The organism is Mycobacterium colombiense (genome assembly GCF_001672755.1).
Classification (GTDB): Bacteria; Actinomycetota; Actinomycetes; order Mycobacteriales; family Mycobacteriaceae; genus Mycobacterium; species Mycobacterium colombiense_C.
Genome location: NZ_LZKI01000062.1, coordinates 24096 through 35630, shown reverse-complemented (window position 1 = coordinate 35630; position 11535 = coordinate 24096). Strand labels below are relative to the sequence as shown.

The window sequence follows — 11535 nt, the reverse complement described above, 5'->3', positions numbered from 1 at the left end:
CGGCACCGTAGACAGTGCGCCCCGCCATCAAAGTCGGCCTTTCCACGGCTTCGGTGTACCCGTTGCGGGCCGAGGCGGCCTTCGAGTACGCGGCCCGGCTCGGCTACGACGGCGTCGAGCTGATGGTGTGGGCCGAGTCGGTAAGCCAGGACGTCGCCGCCGTCAAGAAGCTGTCGCGGCGCTACCGCGTCCCGGTGTTGTCCGTACACGCGCCCTGCCTGCTGATCTCGCAGCGGGTGTGGGGTGCCAACCCGATTCCCAAGCTGGATCGCAGCGTGCGCGCCGCCGAGCAGCTGGGCGCGCAGACCGTGGTCGTGCACCCGCCGTTCCGCTGGCAGCGGCGCTACGCCGAGGGTTTCTCCGAGCAGGTGGCGAAGCTGGAAGCGTCCAGCGACGTGTTGGTCGCGGTGGAGAACATGTTCCCCTTCCGGGCGGACCGGTTCTTCGGGGCGGGCCAGTCGCTGGAACGGATGCGCAAACGCGGCGGCGGGCCCGGCCCGGCGATCTCGGCGTTCGCGCCCTCCTACGACCCGCTCGACGGCAACCACGCGCACTACACGCTGGACCTGTCCCACACCGCGACCGCGGGCACCGACTCGCTCGACATGGCGCAGCGGATGGGGACGGGGCTGGTGCACCTGCACCTGTGCGACGGCAACGGCCTGCCCGCCGACGAGCACCTGGTGCCCGGGCGCGGCACGCAACCCACCGCCGAGGTGTGCCAGATGCTGGCCGCCAGCCACTTCGCCGGACACGTCATCCTGGAGGTCTCGACGTCCAGCGCGCGTTCCGCCAACGAGCGCGAGGCCATGCTCGCCGAATCGCTGCAGTTTGCCCGCACGCATCTGCTGCGCTGACCAAGCCGGGAGAAATCCAGACAACATGAGTGCGTTATTCACCACCGCGATGACGTTGCGGGAGGTCGGTTCCGGCGTTTTCGAGGGCGAGCTCGACAAGCGCTGGACCATCGGTCCCAAGGTGCACGGCGGCGCGATGCTGGCGCTGTGCGCCAACGCCGCCCGCACCGCCTGCGGTGGCCGGTCCGGCGGCGTCGAGCCGGTCCAGCAGCCGGTTGCCGTGTCGGCGAGCTTCCTGTGGGCGCCCGACCCCGGTCAGGTGCAGTTGGTGACCTCGATCCGCAAGCGGGGCCGCCGGATCAGCGTCGTCGACGTCGAGCTCAACCAGGGCGACCGCACCGCGGTGCACGCGGTGGTGAACCTCGGCGAGCCCGAGCACTGGCATCGGGACGGCTCGGTAGGCGTGGCAAAGCCGCTGCTGTCGGCCAACCCGGTGCTGGACCTGATGGCGCCCGAGCCGCCCGATGACATCGAGCCGATCGGGCCGGGTCATCCGCTGGCCGGCCTCGTGCACCTCGGGGAGGGCTGCGACGTGCGGCCGGTGCTGTCGACGATGGCTCCGCGCGGCGACGGGCGCCCGCCGGTGATCCAGATGTGGGCGCGCCCCCGCGGCGTGGCCCCGGACGCGCTGTTCGCGCTCATGTGCGGCGATCTGTCGGCGCCGGTGACCTTCGCCGTGGACCGCACCGGCTGGGCGCCCACAATCCAGCTCACGGCGTTTCTGCGGGGCCTTCCGGCCGACGGCTGGCTGCGCATCGTCGCGACCTGCACCGAGATCGGGCAGGACTGGTTCGACGAGGACCACACCGTCGTCGACAGCCTGGGCCGCCTGGTGGTGCAGGCCCGCCAATTGGCATTGGTCCCTGCCGCCCGCTAGGACGCGGTGTCTGCGATGCTGTCCGGCATGGCAAGAATCGCGATCATCGGTGGCGGCAGCATCGGGGAGGCACTGCTGTCGGGTCTGCTGCGGGCGGGCCGGCAGGTCAAGGACCTGGTGGTGGTCGAGCGGGTTCCCGAGCGCGCCAAGTACCTGGCGGACACGTATTCGGTGCTGATCAGCTCGGTGTCCGATGCGGTGGAGAACGCGTCGTTCGTCGTGGTCGCGGTCAAGCCGGCCGACGTCGAGTCGGTGATGGCGGAGATCGCCCGTGCCGCGGGCGCCGCCGAGAGCGACACCGCCGAGCAGGTCTTCGTCACGGTCGCGGCCGGGGTCACCATCACCTACTTCGAGTCGAAGCTTCCGGCCGGGACGCCGGTGGTGCGGGCCATGCCGAACGCGGCGGCCCTGGTCGGCGCCGGGGTGACGGCGCTGGCCAAGGGGAGGTTCGTCACCGCGCCGCAGCTCGAAGGCGTCTCGGCACTGTTCGACTCCGTCGGCGGCGTGCTGAGCGTCCCGGAGGGCCAGATGGACGCCGTCACCGCGCTGTCGGGCTCCGGGCCCGCGTATTTCTTTCTGCTGGTCGAGGCCCTCGTCGACGCCGGCGTCGCCGCGGGACTGAGCCGTGAGGTGGCCGCCGACCTGACCGCGCAGACCATGGCGGGCTCGGCCGCGATGCTGCTCGAGCGCATGGACGCCGACCGGCAGCTGGGTGAGGCCGAAGCCCCGGGGCTGCGGGTGGACGCCACGGCGACGCAGCTGAGGGCGACGGTGACCTCGCCCGGCGGTACCACCGCGGCGGGCCTGCGTGAGCTGGAACGGGGAGGCCTGCGCGCGGCGGTCGACGCGGCCGTTCAGGCCGCCAAAATGCGCTCTGAGCAGCTAAGAATTACATCAGAGTAATCCAAGTTTTTTGAACTGATTGTCCCCCACCAGTACCAGTAACCCCATTAGTCCCGCTATTCTCCTTGTGTAAGCACGTGTGGGTGCCAGCGGAGGGGAAGCCGCTGGCATGCGCGTGCCTGACACGATTGGGTTGCGATGACGTCTAGTAACGGGCCATCAGCGCGAGATGCTGCAGGTAAGCCACGGGACGCCGGTTCCGTTGACAGCCAGCAGGGCAGGACGCAGTTTCTCACCGTCGCCGAGGTAGCCGCGTTGATGCGGGTCTCCAAGATGACGGTGTACCGGCTGGTGCACAACGGCGAGCTGCCCGCGGTCCGGGTGGGCCGGTCCTTCCGGGTGCACGCCAAGGCCGTCCACGACATGCTGGAGACGTCCTACTTCGACGCCGGCTGACCTGAAACGGTGCCGCTCGCGGGCGGCACCCAGGCTCCGCGGTTGCGCGGCGATCGGGCGACGCCGGTTTGGTGTTCGGTGCGTTCCGCCGGGTAAAGTGTCCGGGTCCAATCTTTGAAGCAGGTCACGGTCAGATAGCGGAGTTCATGGGTTCAGTAATCAAGAAGCGGCGCAAGCGTATGTCGAAGAAGAAGCACCGCAAGCTGCTGCGTCGCACCCGGGTGCAGCGCAGAAAACTCGGTAAGTAACCCCTCCCGCGGCATAGTGCCGCCATCTCGCCTGGCCGCTAGGCTGTCCGGGTGGATCCGTCGAATGGGGACAACGCCGGGCCGGGTGACACCGCAGGCAACACGGTGCACTACCCCAAGATCGTGTTGGTCACTGGTGCCTGCCGGTTTCTGGGCGGCTACCTGACGGCTCGGCTCGCGCAGAACCCGATGATCAAAGGGGTCATCGCGGTCGATGCGATAGCACCGAGCAAGGACATGCTGCGCCGGATGGGGCGCGCCGAGTTCGTCCGGGCCGACATCCGTAATCCCTTCATAGCCAAGGTGATTCGCAACGGCGACGTCGACACGGTGGTGCATGCGGCGGCGGCGTCGTACGCGCCGCGATCCGGTGGCACCGCGGCGTTGAAAGAGATCAACGTGATGGGCGCGATGCAGTTGTTCGCGGCGTGCCAGAAGGCGCCCTCGGTGCGCCGGGTGGTGCTCAAATCGACGTCCGAGGTGTACGGCTCGAGCGCGCACGATCCGGTGATGTTCACCGAGGACAGCACCAGCCGCCGGCCGTTCCGCAACGGTTTCGCCAAGGACAGCCTCGACATCGAGGCCTACGCGCGCGGTTTGGGACGGCGCCGGCCGGACATCGCGGTGACGATCCTGCGGCTGGGCAACATGATCGGCCCGGCGATGGACACCACGCTGTCGCGTTATCTGGCAGGCCCTTTGGTGCCCACCATGTTAGGCCGCGACGCACGACTGCAACTGCTGCACGAGCAGGATGCGCTGGGTGCGCTGGAGCGCGCGGCGATGGCGGGCAAGGCGGGAACGTTCAACATCGGCGCCGAGGGCATCATCATGCTGTCGCAGGCGATCCGGCGGGCCGGCCGGATTCCTTTGCCGGTACCGGGTTTCGGCGTATGGGCCCTGGATTCGTTACGGCGCGCAAACCGTTACAACGAGATCAGTCGTGATCAGTTTGATTACTTGAGTTATGGCCGAGTCATGGATACCAGTCGGATGCGATCAGAACTCGGCTATCAGCCGAAATGGTCGACGGCGGAGGCGTTTGACGACTACGTCCGCGGCCGGAGCTTGACTCCCATAATCGACCCACATCGGGTACGCTCCTGGGAAGGTCGCGCCATATCCCTGGCTCAGCGCTGGGGTAGCCGAAATCCAATTCCGTGGGGTGGGGTCAGGTAGGTATCGTGGCGGGTGAAACCAGAGCCAATGTCATTCCACTGCACACTAATCGGGGTCGGGTAGCGGCTCGTCGGAGAGCCGATCAAAGAGCAGAGTCATCTCGCCAGCATCCTTCGTTATTGTCCGATCCGAACGCCCGTGCGTCGGCCGAGCAGATCGCCGCGGTGGTCCGCGAGATCGACGAGCATCGCCGCGCGGCGGGCTCATCGTCCGCCGACGCACCGCTGAACGACCTCGCACAGCGCGTCGCTTCGGTCGCCGGATTCCTCCGTCAGCGACTCACCGGCGACTACAGCGTCGACGAGTTCGGCTTCGACCCGCACTTCAACAGCGCGATCGTTCGGCCGTTGCTGCGGGTGTTCTTCCGGTCCTGGTTCCGGGTCGAGGTGAGCGGGATCGAGAACCTGCCGGACGACGGCGCCGCGCTGGTGGTCGCCAACCACGCCGGCGTGCTGCCGTTCGACGGGTTGATGCTGTCGGTGGCCGTTCACGACGAGCACCCCGCGCAGCGGGACATGCGGCTGCTGGCCGCCGACATGGTGTTCGATCTGCCCGTCGTGGGGGAGGCGGCCCGCAAGGCCGGCCACACCATGGCCTGCACGACGGACGCGCACCGGTTGCTCGCCGCCGGCGAGCTCACCGCCGTGTTCCCGGAGGGCTACAAGGGGCTGGGCAAGCGGTTCGAGGACCGCTACCGGCTGCAGCGGTTCGGCCGTGGCGGATTCGTCACCGCGGCGCTGCGGACCAAGGCGCCGATCATTCCGTGCTCGATCATCGGGTCCGAGGAGATCTACCCGATGCTGACCGACGTCAAGCTGCTGGCGCGGCTGTTCGGGCTGCCGTACTTCCCGATCACGCCGCTGTTCCCGCTGGCCGGGCCCGTGGGTCTGGTGCCGCTGCCGTCGAAATGGCACATCGCGTTCGGTGAGCCGATCCACACCGACGACTACGCGGCCTCCGACGCCGACGACCCGATGGTCACCTTCGAGCTGACCGACCAGGTGCGCGAGACCATCCAGCAGACGCTGTACCGGCTGCTCGCCGGCCGCCGCAACATCTTCTTCGGCTGATCCGGCCGCGCAAAAGGAAACGCCACCGCGGAAAGCCGCGGTGGCGTTGCCCTTTGCGGAAGGCGCCTACTTGACCATTGTGAACTGGCAGACGTTGGTGTAGCCGTCGCGGAACAGATCGGAGCAGCCCCGCAAGTACTTCAAGTAGATGTCGTAGGTCTCCTGGCCCTTCAGGGCGATCGCCTCGTCCTTGTGCGCCTCGAGGGCATCCCCCCAAGCGGTCAACGTCGGAACGTAGTTCTTGCCGATGAAGTGGTGGCGTTCGATCTTGAAACCCGCGTCGGTTGAGTACTTGTCGACCAGGTCGACCTGGGGCAACTTCCCGCCGGGGTAGATCTCCTTCAAGATGAAACTGATGAACCGCAGCAAGGTCATGTTCACCTGCAAGCCCATCGCTTTGCCCTCCTCGGCGCTGGGCACCACGATGCTGTGCAGCAGCATCCGGCCGTCGTCGGGCAGCAGGTCGTAGTACTTCTTGAAGAAGGTGGCGTAACGCTCGTATCCGGCGTCACCGGCGCCGTCGGCGAAGTGTTCGAAGGCGCCCAGGGACACGATGCGGTCGATCTGTTCGTCGCCGGGGAATTCCTCCCAGCCCTGGATCCGCACCTCCTTGCGGCGGGGGCTGTCCATCTTTTCGAATTCCGCCACGCAGTGGACGTGCTGGTTCTCGCTGAGCGTCAGGCCGATGACGTTGACGTCGTACTCGGCGACGGCATGCCGCATGGTCGAGCCCCAGCCGCTGCCGATGTCCAGCAGCGTCATGCCGGGCTCGAGGTTCAGCTTGTCCAGCGCGAGCTTGCGCTTGGCGTACTGCGCCTCTTCCAGCGTCTTGGTCAGATTCTGCGGGTCGGGGTTCTCGTCGAAGTAACCGCAGCTGTAGGTCATGGACGGGTCAAGCCAGAGCTTGAAGAACTCGTTCGATTTGTCGTAGTGCGACCGGACCTTCTCGACCGGCGGCTTCAGTTGCGTGCTTCCCGTGTCCCCGTGTGCAGACATTTACAACGCCCCTAACTTCCCTGCGGATATGGATGCCACTGCCGCGGCGGTAGCTTCGACGTCCTCTTGATTTGAAGACTCTCCCAGCATCGTGACGACACTCGTGACGATCGGCCTTCCATCGGCGTCGGTCACTTCGCTGCGGATCTCCGCCAGCACGGTGCCGTGCGACTCAATCACCGAGTCGAGATAGGTGTCGAAGTACAGCCTATCGTGGGCCAGGATCGGCCGGTGGAACTTGAATTTCTGGTCGCGGTGAATGACCCGGGCGATGTTGATCGGAATGCTGAACTTGGTGAAGATCTCCAGCTGAACGCGGCGCCCGGCAATCGCGAGGAACGTCAGCGGCGCCACCATGTCCGTGTACCCGGCATTTTCGGATTCACTCTCGTCGAAGTGGGCCGGGTGGTCGTCCTTGATCGCGAGCGCGAACTCACGGATCTTCTCGCGACCGACCTCGAAGTAGTCCGGTGCGCGGTAATGGCTGCCGATGAGTCCTTCGGCTTCCTTGGGGACCGTCATGGCGTATGCCCTCCGCTCGATTGTGTCTGCGCGGCGCAGCCTATCAGCGTGATTGCCGCCGAGAGGCCAGCGCAGCCAGGGCGCCACCGGCCGCGCCGAGCGCCAACGCCGAGGGCACCCCGATCCGCGCCGCTTTGCGAGCGGTGCGGAAATCGCGAATCTCCCAACCGCGCTCGCGGGCCAGGGCGCGCAGGCGGGCGTCGGGATTGATGGCGACCGCCGTGCCCACCAGCGACAGCATGGGCACGTCGTTGAAGCTGTCCGAGTATGCGGTGCAGCGTTTCAGGTTGAGCCCCTCGCGGATTGCCAGCGATCGCACCGCGTGCGCTTTGCCGGTGCCGTGCAAGATGTCGCCGACCAGCCTGCCGGTGAAGACGCCGTCGACCGATTCCGCGACCGTGCCCAGCGCGCCGGTCAGGCCGAGCCGCCGCGCGATGGTCGCGGCGAGCTCGTAGGGCGTGGCGGTGATCAGCCACACCTGCTGGCCCGCGTCCAGATGCATCTGCGTGAGCTCACGGGTGCCGGGCCAGATCTTGTCGGCGATGATCTCGTCGTAGATCTCCTCGCCCAGGGCCACCAGTTGTTCGACCGATCGGCCCTCGATGAAGGCGAGCGCCTTGCGCCGGCCGGCGGCGACGTCGTTGCTGTTTTCCGTCCCGAGAATCTGGAACTTGGCCTGCGCGTAGACGAATCCGACCACATCGCGATAGGTGAAGTAGTTGCGCGTGGCCAGTCCGCGCCCGAAGTGCACCGCCGACGAGCCCTGCACGAGCGTGTTGTCCACGTCGAAGAAGGCGGCCGCGGTCAGGTCGACGGGGGGCTGCGGGCGGTCGTCCGAGGCGGCGGCTTCCTGCATGCCCTCGATCGCGCGCGCGGCGCTGGCGTCCGCGGCCAGCGACTCCGGGTCGACGTAGCCGGATTGGTCCGCGTTGACCGGGTCAGAGGAAGTCATCGTCAAACCTCCTAGATCGCTGTGTTGCCTGGCGACCCAGCGGGTGCCCGATCTCCAACCCTATCGGGCAGATGGCGTGCGGGCGTTGACGTGTCCCCGAGCGGCCGATGGGCTCGGCGGGGTCGCACGCCGGCGGCGCGATGTGTTCACGACCACATACCGAGATTCGTCGACATCGCGCCGGTGTAGTTGCCGTGCGCGGTCGTGGCCACCTTCTCCAGACGCGCCAGCGCATCGCGCATCATCGCCTCGCCGCGAACCCAGTGCTGATGTGCCTCGGCATGCGCCGCCGCGGCGGCGCCCGTCCACGGTGTGTGCAAACGCGTTACGCGAGAATCGATTTCGGCGATCATGGCTTCGGCATAGCGTTGGAAAGCCGCCATCCGCTGCACCGCTTCGGCCAACGCATGCGGATCGACCCGAAACGCCTCAGCCACCGCGCACCGCCCGCTCCGCCCGGGCGGACCCCGCCTCGTTGCTCTGATACGCCCCGCCGGCCCGGCCCACCAGGTGCGCCAGCATCGACAAGCCGAGCTCCACCTCGCGGGCGCCCTTATGCCACAGCGCCCACGTGGATCCGTACGCGGTGCCCGCCGCGCCCTGCCAACCGCCCAACATCTGCCCCACCTGATCGTCGAGCTGGGACAGCTGGGCCGAAAGTTGCTCGGCCGCGGCGCCGAGCGCGACGGCTGCGCCCCGCATGACGGCGGGATCGACCCGCAGCGTTTCGTCGGCCATAGCCGGAACATAACGCCTGGTAGATGGCCTCACAAGTCACCGATGACACACTGGTGCCCATGACTGAGCCGACCGGCCGGCCGCAGGTGGAGCTGTTGACCCGCGACGGGTGCGCCATCTGCGAGCGCGTACATGCCCGGTTGGTCGAACTGGCTGGTGAATTGGGGTTCGAGTTGTCGATGACCGACGTCGACGCGGCTGCCGCAACGGGCAATACCGCGCTGCGGGCCGAGTTCGGCGACCGGTTGCCGGTGGTCCTGCTCGACGGGCGCGAACACAGCTACTGGGAGATCGATGAGCCCCGGCTGCGGGCGGACCTCGGCGGCTGACCCGTCGCGCGCCGCCCGGTCGGCCGGCGCGGGGCAATTATTTGGTAGCCCAGCTGATAAACGTTTACCGTGGACAGCAGTTCAGTTACTGGAGGAAGCAAGGGAGCTGGCCAGGTGATGCTGCCGTGAGCGTCTTGCTCTTCGGGGTTTCGCACCGTAGTGCGCCGGTCTCCGTCCTGGAACAACTCAGCATCGACGAGTCCGATCAGGGCAAGATCGTCGACCGGATGTTGCAGTCGCCACTGGTGACCGAGGCGATGGTGCTGTCGACATGCAACCGGGTCGAGGTCTACGCGGTGGTGGACGCGTTCCACGGCGGGTTGGCGGTGATCGGACAGGTGCTGTCGGAACAGTCCGGCATGTCGATGACCGACCTCACCAAGTACGCGTACGTCCGGTACAGCGAGGCCGCCGTCGAGCACCTGTTCGCGGTCGCCAGCGGGCTGGATTCCGCGGTGATCGGCGAGCAGCAGGTGCTGGGTCAGGTCCGTCGCGCGTATGCCAACGCCGAGACCAACCGCACCGTCGGCCGGATTCTGCACGAGCTGGCCCAGCGGGCCCTGTCGGTGGGCAAGCGGGTGCATTCGGAAACCGCCATCGACGCCGCCGGCGCCTCGGTGGTGTCCGTCGCCCTGAACATGGCCGAACGCCGCCTCGAGGGGCTGTCGGGCAAGACCGCCGTCCTGGTCGGCGCCGGAGCGATGGGCGCCCTGGCCGCGGCACACCTTTCTCGCGCCGGCATCGGGCAGGTCCACGTGGTCAACCGGTCGCTGTCCCGGGGCCAACGCCTGGTCCGCAAGATCCGCGACGCCGGCGTGCAGGCCGACGCCGTGCCCCTGGAGCGCCTGGCCGACACCTTGGCGGGCGCCGACGTCGTCGTCAGCTGTACCGGCGCGGTGACCCCGGTGATCTCGCTGGCCGACGTGCATCATGCGCTGGCCGCCGCGCCCCGCGACGAAGAGGCGAACCCGCTGGTGATCTGCGACCTGGGCATGCCGCGCGACGTCGACCCGGCGGTGGCAGGTCTGCCCGGCGTCTGGGTCGTCGACGTGGATCGCGTGCAGCACGAGCCCTCGGCCCACGCCACGGCCGCGGACGTCGACGCCGCCCGCACCATCGTCGCCACCGAAGTTGCTGCCTACCTTGCCGGACAGCGGATGGCCGAGGTCACCCCGACGGTCACCGCGCTGCGCCAGCGCGCCGCCGATGTGGTCGAAGCGGAGCTGCTGCGCCTCGACAACCGGCTGCCCGGGCTCGAGAGCGCCCAGCGCGAAGAGGTGGCCCGCACCGTGCGGCGGGTGGTGGACAAGCTGCTGCACGCGCCGACCGTGCGGATCAAACAGCTGGCCAGCGCGCCCGGCGGCGACAGCTACGCCGAGGCGTTGCGCGAACTGTTCGAACTCGATCAGACCGCCGTCGATGCCGTGGCCGCGGGCGAATTGCCAGTCATTGCAAACGGATTCGACGCGGGCACCCCGCAGCAAACCGCTGAGTAGGCGATTGGCGAACGTGATCCGGATAGGCACCCGGGGCAGCCTGCTGGCCACCACCCAGGCCGGGGTCGTCAGAGACGCTTTGATCGCGCTGGGACACCCGGCGGAACTGGTGACCATCAGCACGGAGGGGGACCGCTCGTCCGCGCCCATCGAGTCGCTCGGGGTGGGTGTCTTCACCACCGCGCTGCGCGACGCCATGGAGGAGGGCCGCGTCGACGCCGCCGTGCACTCCCACAAGGACCTGCCGACCGCCGACGACCCGAGGTTTGCTGTGGCGGCGATACCGCTGCGCAACGATCCGCGCGACGCGGTGGTCGCGCGCGATGGACTGGTGCTCGCGGAGTTGCCGGCCGGTTCGCTGGTGGGTACCTCGTCGCCGCGACGGGCCGCGCAGCTTAGAGCATTGGGTCTCGGTTTGGAAATCCGCCCCCTACGAGGCAACCTAGATACCAGGTTGAACAGGGTAAGCAGTGGTGATCTCGACGCGATCGTGGTAGCCCGGGCGGGACTCGCCCGGATCGGTCGCCTCGACGATGTCACCGAGACGCTAGAGCCGGTGCAGATGTTGCCAGCACCGGCTCAGGGCGCGCTCGCCGTCGAATGCCGTGCCGGTGACAGCCGGTTGGCGGCAGTGCTGGCGGAACTGGACGACGCCGACACGCGTGCGTCGGTCACCGCGGAGCGAGCCCTGCTGGCCGAACTGGAGGCCGGTTGCTCCGCACCGGTGGGCGCGATCGCCGAAGTGGTCGAGTCCATCGATGAGGAAGGCCGGATCTTCGAAGAGCTGTCGCTGCGCGGTTGCGTGGCGGCGCTGGACGGGTCCGACGTGATCCGCGCGTCCGGTATCGGCAGTCCCGGTCGGGCACGAGAGCTTGGGCTTTCGGTGGCCGCGGAGCTGTTCGAGCTGGGCGCCCGAGAACTGATGAGCGAAGCGCGGCAAGACCCGGCGCGAGGAAATTAAATGCGAGTTAC

At 67.8% G+C, this 11535-nt stretch carries 15 protein-coding genes; 10 read left to right on the top strand and 5 right to left on the bottom strand.

Annotated features, from left to right (window positions below; translation table 11 throughout):
* Window positions 1–14 precede the first annotated feature (14 nt).
* The 7 genes from A5708_RS08010 to A5708_RS07985 all read left to right on the top strand — a co-directional run bounded on the left by A5708_RS08010 (window position 15) and on the right by A5708_RS07985 (window position 5530).
* Window positions 15–857, top strand: coding sequence for a sugar phosphate isomerase/epimerase family protein (locus A5708_RS08010; protein ID WP_065028104.1), 843 nt, complete (start codon window positions 15–17; stop codon window positions 855–857).
* 25 nt (window positions 858–882) lie between these two features.
* Complete coding sequence (locus tag A5708_RS08005) at window positions 883–1734, top strand: thioesterase family protein (RefSeq protein ID WP_065028103.1); 852 nt, start codon at window positions 883–885, stop codon at window positions 1732–1734.
* 27 nt (window positions 1735–1761) lie between these two features.
* On the top strand, window positions 1762–2637 hold the full coding sequence (gene proC / locus A5708_RS08000) for a pyrroline-5-carboxylate reductase (RefSeq protein ID WP_196772564.1): 876 nt from the start codon (window positions 1762–1764) through the stop codon (window positions 2635–2637).
* 138 nt (window positions 2638–2775) lie between these two features.
* On the top strand, window positions 2776–3033 hold the full coding sequence (locus tag A5708_RS07995; protein WP_065028101.1) for a cell division/environmental response transcriptional regulator: 258 nt from the start codon (window positions 2776–2778) through the stop codon (window positions 3031–3033).
* 146 nt (window positions 3034–3179) lie between these two features.
* Window positions 3180–3281, top strand: coding sequence for a 30S ribosomal protein bS22 (locus A5708_RS26045; RefSeq protein ID WP_003402602.1), 102 nt, complete (start codon window positions 3180–3182; stop codon window positions 3279–3281).
* Window positions 3282–3332: 51 nt separating this feature from the next.
* Complete coding sequence (locus A5708_RS07990) at window positions 3333–4460, top strand: SDR family oxidoreductase (protein WP_065028100.1); 1128 nt, start codon at window positions 3333–3335, stop codon at window positions 4458–4460.
* A complete protein-coding gene (locus tag A5708_RS07985) occupies window positions 4442–5530 on the top strand; it encodes a lysophospholipid acyltransferase family protein (RefSeq protein ID WP_196772563.1) in 1089 nt (362 codons plus the stop codon). Before A5708_RS07990 ends, A5708_RS07985 begins: the two co-directional genes overlap by 19 nt.
* Before the next feature lie 66 nt (window positions 5531–5596).
* On the opposite strand, the gene A5708_RS07980 is transcribed toward A5708_RS07985, so the two are convergent.
* The 5 genes from A5708_RS07980 to A5708_RS07960 form a co-directional block, all read right to left on the bottom strand.
* The gene (locus tag A5708_RS07980) at window positions 5597–6526 is read right to left on the bottom strand and encodes a cyclopropane mycolic acid synthase family methyltransferase (RefSeq protein ID WP_065028099.1); all 930 of its coding nucleotides are present in this window, start codon (window positions 6524–6526) and stop codon (window positions 5597–5599) included.
* Window positions 6527–7048, bottom strand: coding sequence for an FAS1-like dehydratase domain-containing protein (locus A5708_RS07975; RefSeq protein ID WP_065028098.1), 522 nt, complete (start codon window positions 7046–7048; stop codon window positions 6527–6529).
* 43 nt (window positions 7049–7091) lie between these two features.
* On the bottom strand, window positions 7092–8000 hold the full coding sequence (locus tag A5708_RS07970; RefSeq protein WP_065028097.1) for an HAD family hydrolase: 909 nt from the start codon (window positions 7998–8000) through the stop codon (window positions 7092–7094).
* Between the two features lie 146 nt (window positions 8001–8146).
* Window positions 8147–8437 carry a WXG100 family type VII secretion target gene (locus A5708_RS07965; protein ID WP_065028096.1) on the bottom strand — a complete coding sequence of 97 codons (291 nt, stop codon included), beginning with the start codon at window positions 8435–8437 and terminating at the stop codon, window positions 8147–8149.
* Window positions 8430–8738, bottom strand: coding sequence for a WXG100 family type VII secretion target (locus A5708_RS07960; protein ID WP_065028095.1), 309 nt, complete (start codon window positions 8736–8738; stop codon window positions 8430–8432). The genes A5708_RS07965 and A5708_RS07960 overlap by 8 nt, the downstream gene beginning before the upstream one ends.
* A 59-nt stretch (window positions 8739–8797) precedes the next feature.
* Between A5708_RS07960 and A5708_RS07955 the strand changes: the two genes are divergently transcribed.
* The 3 genes from A5708_RS07955 to hemC all read left to right on the top strand — a co-directional run bounded on the left by A5708_RS07955 (window position 8798) and on the right by hemC (window position 11524).
* A complete protein-coding gene (locus A5708_RS07955; RefSeq protein WP_065028129.1) occupies window positions 8798–9067 on the top strand; it encodes a glutaredoxin family protein in 270 nt (89 codons plus the stop codon).
* Window positions 9068–9192: 125 nt separating this feature from the next.
* Window positions 9193–10563: a glutamyl-tRNA reductase gene (locus A5708_RS07950; RefSeq protein ID WP_065028094.1), complete on the top strand. Its 1371-nt coding sequence runs from the start codon at window positions 9193–9195 to the stop codon at window positions 10561–10563.
* A gap of 13 nt (window positions 10564–10576) precedes the next feature.
* The gene (gene hemC / locus A5708_RS07945) at window positions 10577–11524 is read left to right on the top strand and encodes a hydroxymethylbilane synthase (protein WP_065028128.1); all 948 of its coding nucleotides are present in this window, start codon (window positions 10577–10579) and stop codon (window positions 11522–11524) included.
* Window positions 11525–11535 lie beyond the last annotated feature (11 nt).

Coding starts and splice junctions, on each gene's coding strand:
- A5708_RS07970 (WP_065028097.1), bottom strand. CDS start 8,000: ATGACTTCCTCTGACCCGGTCAACGCGGACCAATCCGGCTACGTCGAC.
- A5708_RS07960 (WP_065028095.1), bottom strand. CDS start 8,738: ATGGCCGACGAAACGCTGCGGGTCGATCCCGCCGTCATGCGGGGCGCA.
- A5708_RS07955 (WP_065028129.1), top strand. CDS start 8,798: ATGACTGAGCCGACCGGCCGGCCGCAGGTGGAGCTGTTGACCCGCGAC.
- A5708_RS26045 (WP_003402602.1), top strand. CDS start 3,180: ATGGGTTCAGTAATCAAGAAGCGGCGCAAGCGTATGTCGAAGAAGAAG.
- A5708_RS07975 (WP_065028098.1), bottom strand. CDS start 7,048: ATGACGGTCCCCAAGGAAGCCGAAGGACTCATCGGCAGCCATTACCGC.
- proC (WP_196772564.1), top strand. CDS start 1,762: ATGGCAAGAATCGCGATCATCGGTGGCGGCAGCATCGGGGAGGCACTG.
- A5708_RS07980 (WP_065028099.1), bottom strand. CDS start 6,526: ATGTCTGCACACGGGGACACGGGAAGCACGCAACTGAAGCCGCCGGTC.
- A5708_RS07995 (WP_065028101.1), top strand. CDS start 2,776: ATGACGTCTAGTAACGGGCCATCAGCGCGAGATGCTGCAGGTAAGCCA.
- A5708_RS08005 (WP_065028103.1), top strand. CDS start 883: ATGAGTGCGTTATTCACCACCGCGATGACGTTGCGGGAGGTCGGTTCC.